The sequence below is a fragment of the Massilia aquatica genome (genome assembly GCF_011682045.1).
GTDB lineage: Bacteria > Pseudomonadota > Gammaproteobacteria > Burkholderiales > Burkholderiaceae_D > Telluria_A > Telluria_A aquatica.
On the sequence record NZ_VVIW01000017.1, the window covers coordinates 48,950 to 69,976 of the forward strand.

At 64.6% G+C, this 21,027-nt stretch carries 24 protein-coding genes; 16 read left to right on the forward strand and 8 right to left on the reverse strand.

Annotated elements, in window-relative coordinates; translation table 11 throughout:
• Window positions 1-154 precede the first annotated feature (154 nt).
• The 7 genes from F1609_RS23800 to F1609_RS23830 all read left to right on the forward strand — a co-directional run bounded on the left by F1609_RS23800 (window position 155) and on the right by F1609_RS23830 (window position 5,249).
• Window positions 155-367 (forward strand): BrnA antitoxin family protein, encoded by a 213-nt coding sequence (locus F1609_RS23800; RefSeq protein WP_167079142.1) that lies wholly within the window; start codon window positions 155-157, stop codon window positions 365-367.
• Window positions 368-524: 157 nt separating this feature from the next.
• Complete coding sequence (locus F1609_RS23805; RefSeq protein WP_126074928.1) at window positions 525-809, forward strand: HU family DNA-binding protein; 285 nt, start codon at window positions 525-527, stop codon at window positions 807-809.
• A 197-nt stretch (window positions 810-1,006) separates the two neighbouring features.
• Window positions 1,007-1,651 carry a LysE family transporter gene (locus F1609_RS23810; RefSeq protein WP_167079143.1) on the forward strand — a complete coding sequence of 215 codons (645 nt, stop codon included), beginning with the start codon at window positions 1,007-1,009 and terminating at the stop codon, window positions 1,649-1,651.
• Between the two features lie 118 nt (window positions 1,652-1,769).
• Window positions 1,770-3,998 (forward strand): DUF6600 domain-containing protein, encoded by a 2,229-nt coding sequence (locus F1609_RS23815; protein WP_167079144.1) that lies wholly within the window; start codon window positions 1,770-1,772, stop codon window positions 3,996-3,998.
• 152 nt (window positions 3,999-4,150) lie between these two features.
• Window positions 4,151-4,417 (forward strand): DUF493 family protein, encoded by a 267-nt coding sequence (locus F1609_RS23820; protein ID WP_166889378.1) that lies wholly within the window; start codon window positions 4,151-4,153, stop codon window positions 4,415-4,417.
• 5 nt (window positions 4,418-4,422) lie between these two features.
• Window positions 4,423-4,833, forward strand: a complete 411-nt coding sequence (locus tag F1609_RS23825) for a hypothetical protein (RefSeq protein ID WP_167079145.1) — start codon at window positions 4,423-4,425, stop codon at window positions 4,831-4,833.
• A gap of 44 nt (window positions 4,834-4,877) precedes the next feature.
• Window positions 4,878-5,249, forward strand: a complete 372-nt coding sequence (locus tag F1609_RS23830; RefSeq protein WP_167079146.1) for a hypothetical protein — start codon at window positions 4,878-4,880, stop codon at window positions 5,247-5,249.
• 30 nt (window positions 5,250-5,279) lie between these two features.
• Here F1609_RS23830 and F1609_RS23835 read toward each other — a convergent pair whose 3' ends face one another.
• The 4 genes from F1609_RS23835 to F1609_RS23850 are packed head-to-tail and all read right to left on the reverse strand — an operon-like array spanning window position 5,280 to window position 8,999.
• Window positions 5,280-6,173, reverse strand: coding sequence for an ABC transporter permease (locus tag F1609_RS23835; protein WP_167079147.1), 894 nt, complete (start codon window positions 6,171-6,173; stop codon window positions 5,280-5,282).
• Window positions 6,170-7,099 (reverse strand): ABC transporter ATP-binding protein, encoded by a 930-nt coding sequence (locus F1609_RS23840; RefSeq protein ID WP_167079148.1) that lies wholly within the window; start codon window positions 7,097-7,099, stop codon window positions 6,170-6,172. Before F1609_RS23840 ends, F1609_RS23835 begins: the two co-directional genes overlap by 4 nt.
• A gap of 1 nt (window position 7,100) precedes the next feature.
• Window positions 7,101-8,105 carry an ABC transporter substrate-binding protein gene (locus F1609_RS23845; RefSeq protein WP_167079149.1) on the reverse strand — a complete coding sequence of 335 codons (1,005 nt, stop codon included), beginning with the start codon at window positions 8,103-8,105 and terminating at the stop codon, window positions 7,101-7,103.
• Between the two features lie 24 nt (window positions 8,106-8,129).
• Window positions 8,130-8,999, reverse strand: coding sequence for a TauD/TfdA dioxygenase family protein (locus tag F1609_RS23850; RefSeq protein WP_167079223.1), 870 nt, complete (start codon window positions 8,997-8,999; stop codon window positions 8,130-8,132).
• 170 nt (window positions 9,000-9,169) lie between these two features.
• Between F1609_RS23850 and F1609_RS23855 the strand changes: the two genes are divergently transcribed.
• The 3 genes from F1609_RS23855 to lipA all read left to right on the forward strand — a co-directional run bounded on the left by F1609_RS23855 (window position 9,170) and on the right by lipA (window position 11,449).
• Complete coding sequence (locus F1609_RS23855; RefSeq protein ID WP_167079150.1) at window positions 9,170-9,625, forward strand: Tgi2PP family T6SS immunity protein; 456 nt, start codon at window positions 9,170-9,172, stop codon at window positions 9,623-9,625.
• A gap of 91 nt (window positions 9,626-9,716) precedes the next feature.
• A complete protein-coding gene (gene lipB / locus F1609_RS23860) occupies window positions 9,717-10,460 on the forward strand; it encodes a lipoyl(octanoyl) transferase LipB (protein ID WP_167079151.1) in 744 nt (247 codons plus the stop codon).
• Window positions 10,457-11,449 carry a lipoyl synthase gene (gene lipA / locus F1609_RS23865; protein WP_166882293.1) on the forward strand — a complete coding sequence of 331 codons (993 nt, stop codon included), beginning with the start codon at window positions 10,457-10,459 and terminating at the stop codon, window positions 11,447-11,449. Before lipB ends, lipA begins: the two co-directional genes overlap by 4 nt.
• Window positions 11,450-11,472: 23 nt before the next feature.
• On the opposite strand, the gene F1609_RS23870 is transcribed toward lipA, so the two are convergent.
• A complete protein-coding gene (locus tag F1609_RS23870) occupies window positions 11,473-12,120 on the reverse strand; it encodes a YqhG/Tai3 family protein (protein WP_167079152.1) in 648 nt (215 codons plus the stop codon).
• Window positions 12,101-12,400: a hypothetical protein gene (locus F1609_RS23875; protein WP_196785481.1), complete on the reverse strand. Its 300-nt coding sequence runs from the start codon at window positions 12,398-12,400 to the stop codon at window positions 12,101-12,103. Before F1609_RS23875 ends, F1609_RS23870 begins: the two co-directional genes overlap by 20 nt.
• Window positions 12,401-12,656: 256 nt before the next feature.
• Here F1609_RS23875 and F1609_RS23880 point away from each other — a divergent pair, with 256 nt between their 5' ends.
• Window positions 12,657-13,376 carry an alpha/beta fold hydrolase gene (locus tag F1609_RS23880; RefSeq protein WP_167079153.1) on the forward strand — a complete coding sequence of 240 codons (720 nt, stop codon included), beginning with the start codon at window positions 12,657-12,659 and terminating at the stop codon, window positions 13,374-13,376.
• Window positions 13,373-13,645, forward strand: coding sequence for a hypothetical protein (locus F1609_RS23885; protein ID WP_167079154.1), 273 nt, complete (start codon window positions 13,373-13,375; stop codon window positions 13,643-13,645). The genes F1609_RS23880 and F1609_RS23885 overlap by 4 nt, the downstream gene beginning before the upstream one ends.
• Window positions 13,646-13,720: 75 nt before the next feature.
• Here F1609_RS23885 and F1609_RS23890 read toward each other — a convergent pair whose 3' ends face one another.
• A complete protein-coding gene (locus tag F1609_RS23890; RefSeq protein ID WP_167079155.1) occupies window positions 13,721-14,701 on the reverse strand; it encodes an MBL fold metallo-hydrolase in 981 nt (326 codons plus the stop codon).
• A 150-nt stretch (window positions 14,702-14,851) separates the two neighbouring features.
• On the opposite strand from F1609_RS23890, the gene F1609_RS23895 reads away from it, so the two are divergent.
• The gene (locus F1609_RS23895) at window positions 14,852-15,778 is read left to right on the forward strand and encodes a LysR family transcriptional regulator (RefSeq protein WP_167079156.1); all 927 of its coding nucleotides are present in this window, start codon (window positions 14,852-14,854) and stop codon (window positions 15,776-15,778) included.
• Between the two features lie 86 nt (window positions 15,779-15,864).
• Window positions 15,865-17,460 (forward strand): mucoidy inhibitor MuiA family protein, encoded by a 1,596-nt coding sequence (locus F1609_RS23900; RefSeq protein ID WP_167079157.1) that lies wholly within the window; start codon window positions 15,865-15,867, stop codon window positions 17,458-17,460.
• Here the strand turns inward: F1609_RS23900 and F1609_RS23905 are convergent.
• Window positions 17,444-18,040, reverse strand: a complete 597-nt coding sequence (locus F1609_RS23905) for a DUF1287 domain-containing protein (RefSeq protein ID WP_196785482.1) — start codon at window positions 18,038-18,040, stop codon at window positions 17,444-17,446. The genes F1609_RS23900 and F1609_RS23905 overlap by 17 nt on opposite strands.
• Window positions 18,041-18,164: 124 nt before the next feature.
• On the opposite strand from F1609_RS23905, the gene F1609_RS23910 reads away from it, so the two are divergent.
• Both F1609_RS23910 and F1609_RS23915 read left to right on the forward strand, forming a co-directional pair.
• On the forward strand, window positions 18,165-18,590 hold the full coding sequence (locus F1609_RS23910) for a PaaI family thioesterase (protein WP_167079159.1): 426 nt from the start codon (window positions 18,165-18,167) through the stop codon (window positions 18,588-18,590).
• A gap of 120 nt (window positions 18,591-18,710) precedes the next feature.
• Entirely contained in the window at window positions 18,711-21,005 is a 2,295-nt protein-coding gene (locus F1609_RS23915; RefSeq protein ID WP_167079160.1) for a PAS domain S-box protein, read from the forward strand.
• Window positions 21,006-21,027: the final 22 nt, after the last annotated feature.

A 21,027-nucleotide genomic window follows, 5' to 3' on the forward strand; every position in this document is an offset into this window, starting at 1 on the left:
AATCTGCAATCCGTCGCTTTCCGCGCCTTGTCGCGATGGCATGTACGTATAGTGACATCAGTGCCAAGCCCGGCCATTGACCACGCCAGCCCGGGCCTGTCCTGATCGATTCCAAGCGACGCAAGCCAACCAGATGATGTAAAGCGAGGCCACCATGAAATCCGAGTACGATTTTTCCAACGCAACCCCTGCCGCCGGCCGCCCGGTCAAGCGCAAGACGCGCATCACCATCTACCTCGACGACGAAGTGCTGCAGCAGTTCCGCTCGCTCTCCGAACAGAGCGGCAAGGGCTACCAGACCCTGATCAACGCGGCCCTGCGCATGCGCCTGCCGCAGGCGCGACCCGAGACCGCACTGGCCGAGTAAGCTGTGCGCGGCCCTTTTTCGGGCCCGCACGAACGTGCCCGATATCGTCGTGATCCAGTCACAGCGGGGGTTACTTTTGTGCGTACACTTTAGAATTTATTACACTAGGCAATAATTATGCTAATCTTCCCGCTCTTTTAACACGGGAGGATTCTTTATGAAAAAAGGCGAACTGATTGCGGAATTTGCGAAGCGTACAGAAATGTCCGGCGCAGCTGCCAACAGCGCGGTAAACACGATCATCGAGATCATTACCGAGCGTCTGAAAAAAGGCGACACGGTAGGGATCACCGGTTTCGGTACGTTCTCCGTTGCCAAGCGCGCTGCGCGCAAGGGCCGCAATCCATCGACTGGCGAAGCGATCAAGATCGCTGCGTCGAAGTCGCCTAAGTTCTCGGCTGGCGCGACCCTGAAGGCTGCGGTCAACCCGAAGAAGAAGTAAGCGAAGCAGCAAGGCCCTGCGCGCGGCCTGAAGCGGCGACGTCGGTCCCGGACCGGCTTCGCCGCTTCAGCTGCCGCGTGTTTCTGGCCTCGCCTTGGCGCCCCGCCTTGGCGCCCCGCCCTGGCCACGCGCATGTTGTACCTTGCAGTACCCAGCTCGACCCCCGCCATCCCGATCACCCTCTTCCCCGACTTCCCATGTCGCTTGCCAACTGGATCGCCTTCGTCATCGCCGGCTCGCTGATCGCCATCTCGCCCGGTTCCGGCGCGGTGCTGTCGATGTCGCATGGCCTGGCCTACGGCTTCAGGAAAGCCAGCGCCACCGTGGCCGGCCTGCAATGCGGGCTGCTGCTGGTGTTCGCCATCGCCGGCGCCGGCGTCGGCTCGCTGCTGCTGGCCTCGGAACTGGCATTTAATATCGTCAAGACGCTCGGCGCCCTGTACCTGATTTATCTCGGCGTGCAGCAATGGCGCGCGCCGGTCAACGCCGACGCCGGCCGCGCCGACGCGCCGGTCGTGGCGCATCCAGGCTGGCAAAAGCGCGTGCTCACCGGTTTCCTGACCAACGCGACCAACCCGAAAGGGATCATTTTCATGGTCGCGGTGCTGCCGACCTTTATTTCGAACTCCCTGCCGCTGTTGCCGCAGCTGGCGATCCTGGGCGCCACCATGGTGACCATCGATACCATCGTCATGCACGGCTACGCCTTGCTGGCCTCGTCCATGCAGCATTATTTCCGCGATGCCGGCGCGCTGCGCAAGCAGAACCGTTTCTTCGGCGCCGTGCTGGCCTGCATCGGCGGCGCCCTGTTTTTTGTGAAGCGCGGCGGCAACCCGGCCTGAGTTGCTCTTAAAGTAACACTAGCGCAGAATGTGCAACTGTTTGTAACCCCTGTCCTCCACTGGCGCGCTCGCGCGTTACACGTGGACGACGTCCCTTGTGCGCCCTCCTGGAGCCTGTATGACTATTCCTTTCCGTAAAACCGTGATGGTGTTGGCGTTTTCCGCCCTGTCGACCCTGGCGCTGGCCGAGACGCCGGCGCGCGTGGGCCGCATTGCACACAGCCAGGGACCGGTGAACATCAGCACCGAGGTCGGCGAGGAAGCCACGGCGGCGCTGGTCAACTGGCCGGTGACGACCAGCAACCAGATCGTCACGCAGCGCAACGGCCGCACCGAAATCCGGATCGGCTCGACCTCGGTGCGGCTCGACGGCGACTCCTCGCTCGACGTCATCGAACTCGACGACGACAAGCTGCGCCTGCACTTGCATTACGGCAGCCTGAGCTTGCGGGTACGCAACGCCGACATGCTGCGCGGGCTCGACATTTCCACCCCGCAGGGCATGGTGCGCATGAAAGAAGTCGGCCGCCTGCGCATCGACGCCGAACGCGTGCGCGACACCACCAATGTCTCGGTGTTCGAGGGCACGGCCCAGGTCGACGGCGGCGGTTCCAGTCTCTCGGTGCGCGCCGGCAAGCGCGTCGATGTGCACAACGACGATGTGCGCACGGCGCTGGCGGTACGCGACAGTTTCGACGACTGGTCGCTGCAGCGCGACGCGCGCGACGAACGCACCACCTCGGATCGCTACGTGACGACCGAGATGACCGGCTACGAAGAACTCGACCAGCACGGCGTCTGGCGCGAGGACAGCGACTACGGCCCCCTGTGGACGCCGCGCAGCGTGGCGGCCGACTGGGTGCCGTACCGCGACGGCCGCTGGACCTATCTGGCCCCGTGGGGCTGGACCTGGGTCGACAACGCCCCGTGGGGCTACGCGCCCTCGCACTACGGGCGCTGGGTGATGGTCAGGCAGCGCTGGTCGTGGGCGCCGGGGCGCAATATCGGGCGTCCGGTGTGGGCGCCGGCGTTGGTCGGCTGGGTCGGCGGGAGTAACTGGAATCTCAGCTTCAACGACAATGGCGCGCGCCGCAACGCGCCCGCGCAGGGCTGGTATCCACTCAATCCGGGCGAATCCTACGTGCCCGGCTACCACCTGCGGCCCGAGCACCTGCGCCACCACAACCGCCACGCGCGTCCCGACTATCGTCCGGGCCGGCATGACGGCCTGACCGTGGTCGGGCTGAACCAGTTCGTCGGGCGCAACCCAATTCTGGTGCCGCGCGCGCCGCGCCCGGTGCTCACGCCGCTGGCGACCCAGAACATTCCGTTCGGCGCGCCGCCGCGTCCGCAGGGCAACTGGCCGAATCGCTTCGACCGCGATGGCGATGGCAAGCCCGACCGCAACGCCATTGGCCGCCTGATCACGGCGCCGTCCGACGGCCAGCCGTTCAGCCGGCGCGACGGCCGGCCAGGCGACAACGAACGCTTCGTACGCACGCCGCCGCAAGTGCTCACCACCAATGAACCGCAGCGCAGCCTGGCCGAGAAGGACAGGCGCCAGCGCGAAGCCGAGATCGAGCGGCGCGAGCGCGACCAGGCCAACGAACGCCGCCTGCGCGAGCTGGAAGCGGACAACCGCCGCACTGCGGACGGCCAGCAACGCCTGCGCGAAGCCGAGCTGGCCGAACGCCGGCGCGAGCTTGATGCCGCGGGCCAGCGCGGCGCCCAGGCCGACCGCCTGAGCGCGATCGAGAACGCGCGGCGCCAGCGCGAGGCCGAAGCGCAGTTGCAGGGACAACGCGACGCCCTCAACCGCCAGCAGGCCGAGCGCCAGCAGCGCGAGAGCAACAACCGCCAGCTGGCCGAGCGGCTGCAGCGCGACGCCGACCAGGATCGCCTGCGCCAGCTCGAACGCCAGCAGCAGGGCGACCAGGAACGCTTGCGCCAGGTCGAGCGCCAGCAGCAGGCCGAGCGCCAGCAGCAAGAGCGCCAGCAGCGCGACGCCGATAGCGCGCGCCGCCAGCAGGCCGAGCGTGGGCAGCAGGATGCCGAAAATGCGCGCCGCCAACAAGCTGAACGCCAGCAGGCAGAGCGCCAGCAGCGTGACGCCCAGCAACGTGAGGCGCAGCAACGCGATGCCCAGCGCGAGGTGGCGCAGGCCCAGGCGCGCCAGGCGCAGCAAGCACAGCAAGCCCAAGCCCAGCAAGCGCAGCAAGCACAGGCGCAGCAAGTCCAGGCCCAGCATCAGAAGCAGGCCGAAGAGGCCGACAAGCGCGAACGCGCGCGCGAGCAACGTGAGCAACGCCAGGATCGCCGCGAAAACGTGCAGCAGCAGATTCGTTGAGCCGCAGGCTCGCCTTACCCGTCTCACCTGTTCCCCCCCAAGGGAATAGTTCAAGGCCAGCCTAGCGCTGGCCTTTTTTTGGCTACAATGTCGCAATAGCGCGTTCCCATACGGGGGGCGCCTGTGTCGACATCTTTAGAACTGGATTGTGTATGGAACCGACTGAATCCCTCATTGAATACCCGAGCGACTTCCCGATCAAGGTGATGGGCGCCACGCATGACGATTTCGCAGCGACCATCGTCGACGTGGTGCTTGAATTCGACCCCACCTTCCACATCGGCCGCATGGAAGTGCGCCCTTCGCCGCAAGGCAACTACACCGGACTGACCGTCACCGTGCGCGCCATCAGCCGCGAGCAGCTCGACGACTTGTACCGCGCGCTGCACGCTCACCACATGGTCAAGATCGTGATGTGATTGTCTTGGCGCGCGCTGTCATCAATCTTCTGAAAACAATAGCGCAAGCAATCGCGGTGATTGTGCTGACATTGGCCGCCGTCATCGGCGCTGGCGCCCTGTGGTGGTATGCGCCGGTGCGGGTGGACGGCAACAATATCGTCAAGGTGATCGGGGACGGCGCGGCTGAGCATCATGGGAACTGCAAGTTCGCCAGCATGACTGCCGAACAATTTCGCACGTACTGGAAAAACGCCAGGCCGATCTTCGACATCGAAGTGCATGAGTACAACTACAGCCCCTGCCAATTCAAAACAATGGAAAACGGCACGGAATACCTGGTCGGGGACGGCGGACTTGGCAGCGTGACCAAAGGCGATACGATTTATTACTACGTCAACAAGGACGCGAAATCGGGCCTGAACGGCATCGATTGATGCCATCTCCCGCGCCGCCCGGTGGATAAGCCTGTGGACAAGGTGTGGGCGAGCGCGTGGATAAGCACGTGGAAAGGCTGTGGGCAAGCGGGTGGATAACTGTGCGGACAACGCCGCCAGTGCCAGCGCATATTGTCAAAGTAACGTCCAGTGAGATAAAGGATCTGGAGGAGGTCGCTTATTGTGCGGCGTTCACCATGACTCCGGAGCAATTCTGCACTTATTGGAAAAACGTCAGGCCGATATTCGCTTCCGACTTTCACGACTATTCTTTTGGTGCCTGCTACTTCAAAGCGAGCGAACAGGGCAAGGAATTTCTGGTGGGAGTTGGCAGCGTGGGCATTATCAACAAAGGCGATAGGCCTTATTACTATGTCGACAAGAACGCAAAGAGCGAGTTGTCCGGCCTGGACTGACTTATCTGGCTTGGGCGGCCGCACCGCGAGCTAGGCCGCCGTGCCCAGCGCCTGGCGCTGCATCCCCCAGCGCCGCACCGTCAGGCGTTCCAGGGTCTGAAACACCAGCCCCTCGACCAGCAAGCCGATCACGATCACCGCCGCCAGCCCGGCAAATACCTTGTCGGTGAACAACTCATTGCGGCTCTGGAAGATATACCAGCCGAGTCCGCCCTTGCCCGAGGTGGTCCCGAACACCAGCTCGGCCGCGATCAGGGTGCGCCAGGCAAATGCCCAGCCGATTTTCAGTCCCGACAAAATGGCCGGTAGCGCCGCCGGAATCATCACCTGGAACACCAGCCTTGTCCCGTTCAGGCCGTAATTGCGCCCAGCCATGCGCAGGGTTTCCGGCACGCTGCCAAAACCGGCGTAGGCGTTCAGCGCCAGCGGCCACATCACCGAATGGACCAGCACGAATACCAGGCTGGCGCGGCCCAGTCCGAACCACAGCAGCGCCAGCGGAAGCAGCGCGATGGCCGGCAGCGGATTGAACATCGCGGTCAGGGTTTCCAGCAGGTCGCGCCCGAAGCGGGTGCCGATCGCCAGCGAGGTCAGCAGCAACGCCGCGGTCACGCCCAGCGCGTAACCCTGCACCAGCACCGCCAGCGAGGCCGCCACGTAGCCGGGCAATTCGCCCGAGACCATGCCTGACGCAAACGCGCGCGCCGTCTGCAGCGCGCCCGGCAGCAGCAAGTCGTTATCCTGCCAGCGCGCCAGCGCTTCCCACAGCACGGCCAGAACCAGCAGCAGGAGCGACTTGCGCAGCCAGGCGTGTTGCAGTGCGCGCCGCAGCGGGGCCCGTGCGGCAGCCGGCGCGACGAGCGCGGGCGCGCTCAGGGGGACCACGTATTCCGGCCGGATCGGCGGCAATGGCTGCCCGCTCATGCGTGCAGCCCGGTGGATAACTGGGTGGATAACTCTGTGGGCAAGGGTGTGGGCAAGCGGGTGGATAAGGGTATGGATAAGGCTGTGGGCAAGCTGGTGCACAACTTCGTGGACAAGGCCGCCGGCGCTGGGGCGGCCACGGTATCGTCGTCGAACAGCAGGCGGTGAATCCGCTGCGCGGCCGCCTGGAACGCCTCGCCGCCGGCGCTGCCGAGGTCGAATTGGTGACTGTTCAGTTCAGCGCGCACGCGGCCCGGATGGGGCGACAGCAGCACGATGCGGTTGCCGACCACTAACGCTTCCTCGATCGAATGGGTGACGAACAGCATCGTGAAGCGGTTTTCCTCCCATAAGGTTTGCAGTTCCTCCTGCATGCTGCGGCGCGTAAGCGCGTCGAGCGCGGCGAAGGGCTCGTCCATCAGCAGGATGGCCGGCTGCATCGCCAGCGCCCGCGCAATCGCCACCCTCGCCTTCATGCCGCCCGACAAGGTGTGCGGAAAGGCATCGACGAACGGCGACAGCCCGACCTTGCCGATCCAGTGCAGCGCGCGCGCCTGCGCCTCGGCCCTGGCCATGCCGCCCGCCAACAGCGGAAACATGACATTGCCCTTGACCGTTTTCCAGGGCGGCAACTGGTCGAATTCCTGGAACACCACGATCCGGTCCGGGCCGGGGCGCACGATAGGCTGGCCGTCCAGGGTCAGGCTGCCGGCGCGCGGGGTGATGAAGCCCGCGATAGCCTTGAGCAATGTCGACTTGCCGCAGCCGGACGGCCCCAGCAGCACCAGGCGGTCGCCCCGGTACACCTCGAAGCTCACATTCTCCGTGGCGCGCACGCTGGCGGCGCCGCTGCGGTACTCGAGCGTCACGCCCTCGGCGCGCAGCAGCGCCTCATGCGGGCCGATAGGGAAGCGCTGCGCGTCCATGTCAGCTACCCGAGGCCACAGCCGGGCTCTGGAAAAAGTAATCGCGCCAGCTGGTCGGCTGTTTTTTCAGCGCGCCGGCCTGGAACAGGAACTGCGCGAGGCCGAAGGTGTTTTGCGGCGCCACCTGGAACTGCACTTTCGGGTTCTTGATCACTTTCAAGAGCAGGGCGCGGTCGATGCTGCTCTTGTTTACGCGCAGATACGCGTCAGCCGCCGCCTCCGGGCTGGCGCTGATGAACTGCGCCGCCTCGGCCAGCGCATCGACAAAGGCGCGGTAGGTTTTCGGATTGTCCTTCAGGTATTTTTCGGTGGCGTACAACACCGTGGACGAACCCGGCCCGCCCTGCACCTCGTAGGAATCGAGCACGATATGCGCCTTCGGATTGGCCGCCAGTTCCTGCTCCTGGTAAGGCGGCGTGGCGAAATGGGCATTGATCTCGGTCTGGCCGGCAATGATGGCGGCGGCCGCGTCCGGATGCGGCAGCGCCTGGGTCAGACGGTCGAGTTTCTTGAACTCGGCCGTGCCCCACTGTTTGGCCGCCGCCATCTGCAAAATCCGCGCCTGCACCGACACCGTCACCGCCGGCAGTGCGATGCGGTCCTTGTCGCTGAAGTCGGCGATGGTCTTGACGTTCGGATTGGTGCTGATCAGGTAATACGGAAAGTTGCCGAGCGACGCCACACCCTTGACGTTCTGCTTGCCGGCGGTGCGGTCCCAGACGGTCAGCAAGGGCCCGATGCCGGCGCTGGCGATGTCGATCGAGCCCGACAGCAGCGCATCGTTGATCACCGCCCCGCCCGACAGCTTGACCCAGTCCACATCGATCTCCACGCCCTGCTTGCGGCCATGCTTTTCGATCAGTTTCTGGTCCTGCGCTACGTTCAGCAGCAGGTACACGATGCCGAACTGCCCGGCGATGCGGATGCGTCCTTCGGCCCGCGCCGGTTGGGCCGCCAGCGCGGTGGCGCAGGCGAGGGCAATGGCGGCCTTGTTCAACAGCTTCATGGTGGTTTCCTTGGTTGGCGCAACTCAGAACGGCGGATTGCCTTCAATGGTGGTGCGGTACAGCAAGCGGCGCTGGTCTTCCGGGCAACCAGCGGCCAGGTGCATGACCGAGCGGTTATCCCAGAACACCATGTCGCGCGCCTGCCATTGGTGGCGGTAAATGAATGCGGGCCGGGTGCTGAAGGCGAACAGCTCATCGAGCAGGGCGCGGCTGTCGCTGTCGGGCAAGCCGATCACGCGGGTGGTGAAATGCTCGCTGACAAACAGCGCGCGGCGTCCGGTTTCCGGATGGGTGCGCACGATGGGATGGGTGACCGGCGCCACTTCCTCGATCTGGGCGCGGGTCAGGTTGGGACGCCACGGGCTGCGCTTTTGCAGTTCGGCATACTTGGCCAGGTAGCTGTGTTCGGCGCTGCGCCCGTCGATGGCGCGCCGCAGGTAGCCCGGCAACTGGTCCCAGGCCAGGTGCTGGTTGGCGAACAGGGTGTCGCCCCCGTCTTGCGGCAACTCCTGCGCGTGCAGCATCGAGCCCAGGCTGGGGACGCTCTTGTACGACAGGTCGGAATGCCAGAAATGGCCGGCGTCGCCCAGGCCGATCGGCTGGCCGTTTTCCTTGATGTTGGAAATGCGCAGCACTTCCGGCTGGGTCGGCAGCTGGAACTGGCGCAGCACATGGATTTGCAGCGGACCGAAAAGGCGGCTGAAAGCGACCTGCTGCGCCGGCGTGATGTGCTGGTCGCGAAACACCAGCACATGGTGCTCCAGGTGGGCGCGGTGGATCAGGGCGACGTCCTCGCGGCTGAGCGGGCTTGAGAGGTCGAGCCCGGTAATGGCCGCGCCCAGCGGGGCGTCGAAGGGGGCGATGTCGAAACGGGTGTCGAGGACGGCGGCCATGGCGGTGAACGGGTGATGATCGAGCACCCAGCTTATCGGCGCGCGTTTGGCGCGGCAACGAAGCATTTCAACTATGCTAATGCGGCGCGCGGCGGCCCAGCGCGCCCCGCTGGCGGCGTACAATGGCGTTATTGAAAAAACCACATTACGGGAGTCGGATGGATATGGAAATGCAGTTTCCGCGCAGGTCTGGCGCCCTGCTGCTCGCTGGCGCCCTGCTGGCGGGCATGCCGGCGCTTGCGGCGCCGCTCGATGCGCAGCACATCCGGCCATCCGGTCTGACCTTGCGGCAGGCCGAGCAGGTGCTGTCCGTGGTGCTGAAACACGAAAAATTCCAGATGAAGCGCAAGGACGCCCATCTGTTTGTCGAGGGACCCTCCAGGGATGCGCCGGATGCGCACGGCTACTTTTCCCTGCAGCTGTACCACAGCCCGCCCAAGGTGGCGATGATGTTCACCCTGGGACATTTCTCGGTCAATAGGTTCACTGCCGAGGTGTGGGACTTCATGAGTTGCAAACGCTACAGTTTTCCAGCCTTGTCGGCCATCCAGCAACGGGTTTCCGCCCGCACCGGCCAGCGCGCGCCGGACGAAGAGAAGGTGCGCGACGAGCTCTGCTTGAATTAAGCGTTCCCCGGCGGCTGCCGGCGCCGCCCTGCCCGCCGGGCGCGCGCACTGGCATATAATGACGTGCCCCTCTTACCCCGATCGACGACCCATGCCCTCCATCCGCCCTGCGCAGGCGATCATCCGCGACCTCGGCCGTGCCGACTACGAGCCGGTGTTTGCCGCCATGCGCGCCTTTACCGACGCGCGCGCGCCTGACACCACCGACGAACTGTGGATCGTCGAGCACCCTCCCGTATTCACGCTGGGCCTGGGCGCCGACCGCGCCCACCTGCTGGCCGCCGAGGGCACGCCGGCCCACGGCATTCCCGTGGTCCAGACCGACCGCGGCGGCGAAGTCACCTTCCACGGACCCGGCCAGGTGGTGATTTACCTGCTGATGGACCTGCGCCGCAACAAGCCCGGCGGCAAGTTGTACGCACGGCAATTCGTCGAAAAAATCGAGCAGGCGATCATCAATGTGCTGGAGGCGTATAATCTTGCTGGCGAGCGCATCGCGGGCGCGCCTGGCATTTATATCGCCGGCGGGCCGCGCAAGGGCGCCAAGATCGCTGCGCTCGGCCTCAAGGTGCGCGGCAACGGCTGCACCTACCATGGCGTGTCGCTGAATGTGGCGATGGACCTGGCGCCGTTTTCCTGGATCAACCCGTGTGGTTACGCGGGCCTGGAAACGGTCGATATGCGCAGCATGGGCAGCGCGGCCGCGCTGGCCGACGTGCAACAAGCCCTGGCGCAGGAACTGGTGCGCCAGCTTGGCGCCGGCAGCGTAGCGCAGGACGAAATGCATACCGCATCGAACAACACCACAGAGCCCCACGGGCAAGCAGCCAAATGACTTCTGACACCGACACCAGCATCGCCCCAGTCTACAACGCCAGCGACAAGCAAAAAGGCGCCAGCAAGACCTCGCGCATTCCGATCAAGATCATCCCGATCGGTCAAGTCGAGCGCCTGAAAAAGCCGGACTGGATTCGCGTCAAGGCCGCTTCGGCATCGTCGCGTTTCTACGAAATCAAGGACATCCTGCGCGCCAACAACCTGGTCACCGTGTGCGAAGAAGCGAGCTGCCCGAACATCGGCGAATGCTTCGGCAAGGGCACGGCCACCTTCATGATCATGGGCGACAAGTGCACCCGCCGCTGCCCGTTCTGCGACGTCGGCCACGGCCGTCCCGATCCGCTCGACGTCAACGAGCCGCACAACCTGTCCAAGACCATCGCCGAGCTGCGCCTGTCGTACGTGGTGATCACCTCGGTCGACCGCGACGACCTGCGCGACGGCGGCGCCGGCCACTTTGTCGAGTGCATCAAGCAGACGCGCGCGCTGTCGCCGAATACCCGCATCGAAGTGCTGGTGCCCGACTTCCGCGGCCGCCTGGCCAAGGCGCTGGCGATCTTCGCCGACGGCTTGCCGGACGTGATGAACCATAATCTGGAAACCGTGCCGCGCCTGTACAAGGAAGCCCGTCCCGGTTCCGACTACACCCACTCGCTGGAACTGCTGCGCGACTTCAAGGCGCTGTATCCGAACGCGGTGACCAAGTCCGGCATCATGGTCGGCCTGGGCGAAACCGACGAAGAAATCCTGCAAGTGATGCGCGATTTGCGCAGCCACAATGTCGACATGCTGACCATCGGCCAGTACCTGTCGCCGTCGGGCGACCACCTGCCGGTGCGCCGCTATGTGCACCCGGACGTGTTCAAGATGTTTGAAGAAGAAGCCTACAAGATGGGCTTTGTGCATGCGGCCGTCGGCGCCATGGTGCGCAGCTCGTACCATGCGGACGAGCAGGCGCATAACGCGGGTGTGGCGATCAGCGCGTAGACGATATTGCAACAAGCCAATAGCTAGTGCGGCAGTAACGACCGCGCGAGCCGGGATCGAAGTTCAGCACCACTTGCCTTCGATCCCGGCTGCGCCGGACGATAGCGTGTTCCCCGACGCTTGCCATGCGTTTCCGGCCCGATGCTCACGCATAAATGATCTTTGCGCGATAAGACCTTCAGCAGCGATGGCTGCCGTTCATTTCCATAGCTGATGTCAGCAATCTTCCATTTCCCGCCCACTTGGGAAAGATGAAACGCGATCCTCGTTTGCTCATCCGTCACAGGGTCTTTGAACGCAACGGAGACCCTGCCCGACGCGACAGTCTGCACGTCCAGATCAATGACCCTCGGGTCCTGCGAGTCGAAAAGAAGGTCGCCCTCGAGATGGCAAACCCCCTGGGACCTGACCTGGCAGGCCGCATCGCGCACCAGCAAGGCAGCGAGCGTCGGCGAGAAATACCGTTCAAGCGTGGTTCTGGGCTGATGCGCCAGGTTTTCTCCAAACAGGTCCGATTGGCTGGCGATCGCCTGCCAGGCAAAATCCTTGTAGAGCCTGGCGACCACGGACGCTTCCGATTCCGGCTTCGCGGCCATGGCAGCGCTGCTCCACCCAAGCAGCAGGGCCAGCGAGGCCATCATCATGATGCGGTTAGCGGCGATAGACAACATAGCTCGGTGCCTCCTTTTCGTAAGCAGTGCCCGGCCAGAAGCCGCGTTGAACAAAATCGGATCTCCAGTTCTTACCGTCGTAGCCGGCGATGTGTCCGGCCTGATTGCCACGCTTGGTTGGCGCAATCACGACGCTGTCGCCTGCCACGAAAACGAAGGTTTCGGGTTTCTTGACGGTGATAGCATGAAATCCATTTTTCTTCAGGGTAGGTCCGTACAGCTTGGCTGCTACTGGATGGCCTTTCGTATCTGCGCCACCCGCCTCCAGCGCACGGCGCACCTACTTCGCGCATCTTGCCTGGCTATGCTTGGCCGCACTTTTGCGTAAATGGGTCGCGAATTTGGTCGAATCGTATGGCATGGTGGCTCTCTGTATATGGAACACCAATGGCCGCTTTATTTGCCGCTTGGATTGTTGACTTCGGTCAGCTTGCCGGAAGGCATTAACCCGTCCTGTTATAGTTGCTGCTCGAATACACGTGAAGATGGATGAATAGTCCCGTTATGTTTTGCATGCTCACAGTAGGGATCAAAACTTGAATTCTGCGCCGGTGGTGACTGTGGTTCTGCTTTCGGGAATGGACGGAAGCGGCGACCTGTCCGCCGGCTTCATTGCCGCGCTCGGACCCGGGGTGGAGACGATCGTCGTCTCCTATCCGTCCTCTCCAGCGCTCGGTTATGCCGGGCTGACCGACTATGCACGCATGCAGTTGCCGCTTGACCGTCCGTTCGTGCTGATCGGCGAGTCGTTCTCCGGGCCGGTGGCCATTGCGCTGGCTGCCTCAAAGCCGCCAGGACTGATCGGCCTGGCGCTGTGCTGCACCTTTGCGCGCAATCCGCGCCCGCTGCTGGCGCCGCTCAAACCACTGGTCGGCATGCTGCCCATGTGGCCCGTTTTGACTCCCCTGATCGCCCCGTTCCTGCTCGGCTTCGGTGCGCCGGCGGCATTGCGGCACGCATTGCGCCGCGCGCTCGACAAGGCGCCGCCCGCGCGCCTGCGCCTGCGGTTGAAGGAAGTGATGGCGGTCGACTACACGGCGCACGCGCACTCCGTTGCGGTCCCGGTACTGTACCTGCAAGCAACGCGCGACTGGATCGTGCCTGCGTCCGCCTCGCGTCTGCTGTCCACGCTGTGCCCGGACTGGCGCCTGGTGGCAATACCGGGGCCGCACCTGCTGCTGCAAAGGGCTCCCGAACAAGCAGCAAGCACTGTTAATACATTTGTGGCCCGACTGGCTGCGGAAAGAACACGATGAAAGACCGGCACGGCAATGAGGTTGCGATTGGCGATATGGTGCGCGTACTGGAAATCGACCAGGGACTGCTTGATTGGCTCCCCGCCGATGAGTTGCCGCATACGCTGGCGATGCTCAACAACGAGTATCTCATTGAGGAATTTCCTGAGGACGGCAAGGCCAGCGTGACGCACTGGTGGCAAGAAGCGCCTGGGCAATCTGCGTGCACCGGTCTGTACTTGCTCGCACACGAATTCGAACTCGTGAAAAAAGCCGGACGCACCGGCTGATCTTCCTGCGGCGTCTGGCAACGCCACAGCTTCCCAGGTAAGGCGGCCGGCACAAGCCGGCAACCTCCCTGCGCCTTAACGCATCTGCGTGTAATTGACCGGCACCCACTGATACGACTTGCCGGCGCTGCGCACGTGCCCGATGCCCGGGAACTGCAAGTGCGATGCCCCCACCCAGGTACCGTCTTTTGCGGCGGCGCTGAATGCCTTCATGCGCTGGGCCAGCGCGGCTTTTTCATCCGAATCGAACGCAATCGTCACGCCCGGCTCGTCGAACTGCACCGCACCCACGTGGATCAGGTCGCCCACCAGCAGCAGCTTCTTGCCGCCGCTTTCGACCACGTAGCTGGTATGCCCTGCCGTATGGCCATAGGTCGCGCTCGATTTTACGCCCGGCACCAGTTGCGTATCGCCCTCAAACGGCTGGAAGCGCTTGGCGTCGATGTATGGCTTGAGCGAGGCCATCGCACCCTGGAAGAAGCCTTTGGCGTCGGCCGGGGCTTTTTCCATATTGGCCTGGCTCAGCCAGAAGTCGGCGTCGCGCTTGTCTGCCCGCACCACCGCATTGGCGAACGTCGCCGCGCCGTCTTTCGCAATCCCGCCCACGTGGTCCGGATGCAGGTGGGTGATGTAGATTTCATCGACCTGCTCCGGCTGGTAGCCGGACGCCTTCAGGTTCGCCACCAGCTTGCCCAGGTTCGGTCCGAACAGGCCGCCCGCGCCGCTGTCGACCAGCACCAGCTTGCTGCCGGTGTTGATCAGGTAGGCGTTGAACGAGGTTTCGAGCGGGCTGGCCAGGAAGGACCTGGCCAGCGCCTTGTCGACTTTGGCCGGCGCGGTCTTGAGCAATTTGTTGACCGGCAGCTCGGTGGTGCCGTCCGACAGCGCCGTTACTTCGAATTCGCCCAGCATCATGCGGAAGTAGCCGGGGGCCGACACCTTGGCCATCGGCGCGGCGGCGTGGACGGCGCTGGCGGCGGTAAGGGCGGAAAACGCGGCGACGCCAAGGGCGGCCGCCAGGATCAGGGTGCGCGGGGTGCGGAAAAGTGAGGTCATGGCGTCTTTCGGTCAGGGGGATGGGAAAATGCCAAGTGGCAGCAACAGCAGTATGCAGCGTTGCGCCGCGCGGAACAATATGGCAATGTGCAAACTATCTTTGCGCTGTGTGCAAACCTTCCAGGCGCAAACCTCACCGGAGCCGTTCCCATGTTCGATGCCCTGCATTGTTTTCTCGCCGTCGTCGACAGCGGCAACCTGTCGCGCGCCGCCAAGACCTTGCAGTTGGCGGTGTCGTCGGTGTCGCGCCGGATCGACTGGCTCGAAGCCGAGGTCGGCGCCAAACTCTTCGTGCGCGGTTCGCGCGTGGTGCTGCTGACCGATGCCGGCGAGCGCTTCGTGCCGCGTGCGCGCCATCTGGTGGCCGAGCTGGCCGAGGCCAAGGCGGCCGTCACGGCGGTCGACCCGGAGCCGCGCGGCGTGCTCACCGTCACCGCCCCGCGCGCATTCGGGCGGCGCCACATCGCCCCGGTATTGGGCGAGTTCCTGCACCGCTATCCGCTGCTGGAACTGGAGCTGCAACTGAACGACGACGTGGTCGACCTGGCGGCCCAGCGCGTCGACGTGGCGATCCGCCTCGGCCCCCTGCCCGACAGCGACCTGCTGGCCACCTGGCTGGCGCCGCGCCGCCGCATCGCCTGCGCCAGCCCCACTTACCTGGAACGGCACGGCACCCCGGCCACCCCGCTCGATTTGCTCGACCATCATTGCATGAGCTACGTCAGCCGCAGCGCGCTGGCGTGCTGGTGGACCTTCGAGGGCGTCAACCGCAACAAACCCTTGCAGGTGAGCGGCGCCTTGCGCAGCGACGATGTCGATTTCATGCTCGACGCGGCCATCGGCGGCGCCGGCGTGGCGCACCTGCCGAGCTGGCTCGCGAGCGAGGCGCTGGTCGCCGGGCAACTGGTGGCGCTGTTCGGACCGGCCAGCCAGGGGCTGTCGGTGGTCACCGACGGCATCCACGCGGTGCGTCTGCCGGGGCGTTCGCATCCGGTCAAGGCGCAATTGTTCACCGCTTACCTGCGCGAGCATGTGGGCACCCCGCCCTACTGGGAAAGCGCGCTGGCGGCCTTGTGACGACTGGCAGGACGGTGTTTAACCCCGTTTTGCGCCAGCGTCCGTTTCAATAACAAACCATCCTCGTCCACACCCGAAAGAACACCATGCACCCTACTTTGTTCACTGTGCTGGCCCTGTCCAGTCCGCTCTGCCTGGCCAGCACCATTGCCCCGGTCACGGCCGTCACCCTGTATCCCGGCAGCGCCACCGTGGTGCGCACCGCCCAGGTCGCCGCTGGCGCCACCGAGGTCGTCATCGATGGCTTGCCGGCCAATTTCAACCTGGAAAGCGTACGGGTGCAGGCCGCACCCGGCATCCGCGTGGCTGACGTGGTCTCGCGCGACAAGGCCGGCAGCGAAGCGGTCAACCCCGCCGAGGCCAGGCTGGCGGGCGAGATCGAGCGCCTCAAGGACCAGAAGGCGGTGCTCGACGCCGAGTCCAGGTCGGCCGCCATCGTCAAGGGCTACCTGGAGCGCTACAACGGCGGCGCGGCCGAGGGCGCGAGGGCGCAGGGGCCGGACAATGGCAAGGCGCTGGCCGGCGTGATCGACACCCTGGGGCGCGGCGCCAGCGAGGCGCTGATCAAGATCCAGAAACTGGCCGTGCAGCAGCGCGAGCTCGACAAGAAAATCGCCGCGCTCGAGAGCGACCTGGCCGGCCTCGATTCCAATGAAAAGGATGTGCGCAGCATGGTGGTGCGCCTGGCGGCGGCCAGGGCCGGCACCCTGACCATCAGCTACCAGCGCGACAATGCCGGATGGAAGCCTGGCTACCGCGCCAGTCTCGACTCGGCCGCGTCCAGGGTCGACCTTGAGCGCCTTGCCACCATGTCGCAGAGCACCGGGGAAGACTGGAGCAACGTCAAGCTGACGCTTTCGACCAGCCAGCCGCGCCTGTCGCCGACCGGACGCGAGCCGCAGCCGTGGCTGCTGGCGTACCGCCCGCCGCAGCCGCCACGACCAGCCCCGGCGCCAGTGGCGGCCGCGCCCATGAACATGCTCAAGGACGGGTACCAGCGCGTCGAAGTCACCGGCAGTTCGATCAAGCGTGTCAACGAGTACGATATCGCCGAACTGCAGGGCGTGTTCGCCACCGAATTCGAGGTGCCGGGCCGGGTCAACCTGGCTTCCGACGGACGCGCCATCTCGGTCACCCTGTCGACCCTGGCGCTGCCGGTTACCCAGCATCTGCGCGTGACGCCGCGCCTGGAAAAGTTTGCCATCGTCATGGCCGAAGCGGCCCGTCCCGACGGCGTCTGGCCGTCGGGTAACATGCAACTGTTCCGCGACGGCGGCTACATCGGCGCCACCCAGTGGAACCTGCAAGATGGCGACAAGGCCCTGTTCTCGTTCGGGCGCGACGACCTTGTCAAGGTCTCGCTCGACCCGGTGGCCGGCAAGACCGGCAGCAAGGGCATCTTCGGCGGGCGCGCCAGCAGCGTGCGCGCCGATGTGTTCACCCTGGTCAACCGCCACAAGACGCCGGTCGAGCTGCTGGTGTTCGATTCGTCCCCGGTCAGCACCTCCGAGGAGGTCAAGGTCGAGGCCACGTTCGATCCGAAGCCGTTCACCGATACCTGGGAGCAGCGCCGTGGCGTGGTGGCCTGGAAAAAGACCCTGGCCGCCGGCGCGACCGCCACATTCCAGGTCGAGTACAAGATCGACTATCCGAAGGAAGGCTCGGTCAGCGGCTTGCGCTGACGGCTGGCTTGGCCGCCGCTGTCTTGACCGGCGCCTTGTCGGCCGGATTGAAGCGGTAATGCCCGGTCAGCGTATAGGCGAACAGCATGTCTTCGATCTGGGTGCCGTTGCCGATGTTGTGGATCACCAGCGGCACCCCGGCCGCAGTACGCTTGTCGGCAACGATGCCGATGTGCGGCAGGTTACCCGGCAGCATCCAGGTGACCACATCGCCCGCCTGGTAGGCGGCGGCCTCGCGCGCCGGCGTCATCGACCTGCCGTGGCGCGTAAAGAAGGTGGCCAGGTTGGGCACGCGCCGGTGGTCGATATTCGGATCGGGGCGTTTCAGCTGCCACAGTTTCGGATAGGCGCTCCAGGCCGCCTTCATGTCGCGATGCACCAGTTCCTGCAAGTCGACCCCGACCTTGCGGTAGGCGCGCACCACCACGTCGGTGCATACGCCGCGCTCGGCCGGCACGTCGCCGCCGGGGAAGGCCAGGCGCTCGTAGCGCGGGTCGTATTTGGTGGTCACGCCGATCTGGGAGCGTGCCGCATCGACCAGGCGCGCCGGGGCGGTGTCCTGGGCCAGGGCGTTCGTCACGGGCAGCAATGCCGTCAAGCACAGCAGTGTTAAAGCAAGTTTTTTCACGATCTGACCTCTGGTAACCGGGCTGGGAATAAAAACGTACAATCGTGCTTATTTCTACAACACGAACGGGCACACCATGACCACGCAACAGCAGTTTACCCCTGAATCGATGAACAGTTTCGGCGCCGGCACCCTGCCCGGCTACCTGGGTGTGGAAATCACCAAAGTGGCCGATGGCGAAGTGGCCGCGCGCCTGGAAGTCAAGCCGCACTTGCTCGCGCCGAACGGCTTCCTGCATGCCGGCAGCGTCATCACCCTGGCCGACACCGCCGCCGGCTATGCCTGCGTGGCCAACCTGCCGCAAGGGGCGAACAGCTTCACCACCATCGAAATCAAGTCGAACCACCTGGGCACCGCGCGCGATGGCGCGATCGCCTGCGTGGCCAAGGCCGCCCACCTCGGCAAAACCACCCAGGTGTGGGACGTGGTGGTCACCAACGAAGCGAACGGCAAGACCATCGCCCTGTTCCGCTGCACCCAGATGATTTTGTACCCGAAATAAGCGCCGGGAGCGCAGCGCAGCGCGTTTTTTTATGTTTTACATACAACACCTTCCGTTTGACAATTGTATGGAAAAGCGCATCATGGCTTGACGTCTTGTCCACCAGCCAGAGAACGCCGGATGCCCATCGACTTCGATCAGCTCATACTTAGCGAAGCCCCTGGCGGGGTGATCGTCACTACGCCCGGCCATACCGTATTGCGGTGGACCAACGGCGCCGAGCGTATCTTCGGCTATACCAGCGAGGAAGCGCTGGGTCACGACCTGCGCGAGCTGATCGCGCTGCCCGGCCAGCGCGATCTCGACGAATCCAATGCGCGCCGCGTGCACGAGCGCGGCGTCTCCGATCATGAAGGCTTGCGCCGGCGCAAGGACGGCGCGCTGATCTACGTCGACGCCTCCAGCAAGGCGGTGTACGGCGAGGATGGCAGGATCGCCTACATCGTCTCGACCCAGCGCGACATGACGCAAGCGAAGGCCGCGCGCGACACCCTGCTGATTGAAGCGAAGTTCCGCGACCTGCTCGAATCGACTCCGGACAGCATCATCATGGCCAACCCGACCGGCACCATCGTGCTGGCGAATGCCCAGGCCGAGCGTCTGTTCGGCTACGAACGGGGCGAACTGAACGGCAAGCTGATCGAAGTCCTGCTGCCGGCCCGCTTCCAGCACGGCCACGTGGGGCACCGCTCGCGCTACTTCGAGCAATCGCGCACGCGCACCATGGGCGCCGGGCTGGAGCTGTACGGCGTGCGCAAGGACGCGATCGAGTTTCCGGTCGAAATCAGCCTTTCGCCGATCAGCACCGATGCCGGCGCCTTTGTCATCAGTGCGATTCGCGATGTGGGCGAGCGCAAGAAGGCCGAACAGAAGTTTCGCGGCCTGCTCGAATCGGCGCCGGACGCGATCGTGATCGTCAACCGTGACGGCGAAATCGTGCTGGTCAATTCGCAGACCGAAAACCTGTTCGGCTACCCGCGTAGCGAGCTGCTTGGCAGAAAAGTCGAGATCCTGATTCCGCAGCGCTTTGCCGGCCAGCATCCGCATTTCCGCACCAGCTTTTCGGCCGGCCCGCGTCCGCGCTCGATGGGGGCCGGGCTGGAACTGTACGGCTTGCGCCGCGACGGCACCGAGTTTCCGGTCGAAATCAGCCTCTCGCCGCTGGAAACCGAAGACGGCGTGCTGGTCTCGTCGGCCATCCGCGACATCACCGACCGCAAGCGCATCGAACGCGCCCTTAACGACAAGAAGGTCGAGCTCGAACGCGCCAACCAGGCCAAGGATTTGTTCCTGACCAGCATGTCGCACGAGCTGCGCACCCCGCTCAACGCCATTCTCGGCTTCGCCCAGTTGCTGGCCAACGAATCGCTGCCCTCGACCGTCCAGCAAAAGCGCAACTTCGTGCGCAACATCCTGACGGCCGGCGAGCACCTGCTGACCCTGATCAACGAAATCCTCGACCTCGCCAAGATCGAATCGGGCACCCTGAGTGTGTCGCTCGAAGCGGTGATTCTGTCGAGCGTACTCGACGAAGTGCAGTCCATGGTGGGCGACAGCGCGGTCCAGCGCGGCATCCGCATGGTGTTTCCGAAACCCGAGCCGCTGATGGTGGTGGCCGACCACACGCGCCTCAAGCAGATCATGCTGAACCTGCTGTCGAACGCCATCAAGTACAACCGCGAACAGGGCGTGGTGGTGGTCAACGTCAACCTGATCGGCCCGGCGCGGGTGCGCATTTCGGTGCAGGATACCGGCAAGGGCTTGCGTCCGGACCAGTTGAGCGCGCTGTTCCAGCCGTTCAACCGGCTCGGCCAGGAAGGCGGCAGCGAAGAAGGCACCGGCATCGGGCTGGTGGTGACCAAGCGCCTGGTGGAGCTGATGGGCGGCACCATGGGCGTGTCCAGCACGGCCGGTATCGGCAGCGTGTTCTGGATCGAGCTGGAACTGAGCGGCAATGCCCACCTGGCCCAGGGCGTGCCCGCCGCGCCGGCGCCGCGCACCCTGCCGCCCGTGCCCGAGGGCGAACCGGCGGTATCAACCCTGCTGTACGTGGAAGACAATCCGGCCAACCTGATGCTGGTCGAAGAAATCGTGGGCTTCCGGCCCGACCTGGCGCTGATTACCGCGCCCAGCGCCGAGCTTGGCATCGCACTGGCGCAGAGTTACCTGCCGCACGTGATCCTGATGGACATCAACCTGCCCGGCATGGATGGGCACGAAGCGCAGCGCCTGCTGCGCGACGACCCGCGCACAGCGCATATTCCGGTCATTGCACTGAGTGCGAATGCGATGGAACGCGACGTCAAGCGCAGCATTGCCGCCGGTTTTTTTGCGTACCTGACCAAGCCGATCGACATCGACGCCTTCACGGCGGCGGTGGACCGGGCGCTGGCGCCTGCGGCCGCGCCCGATTAAGTAGACCTGGCAACACCACTTC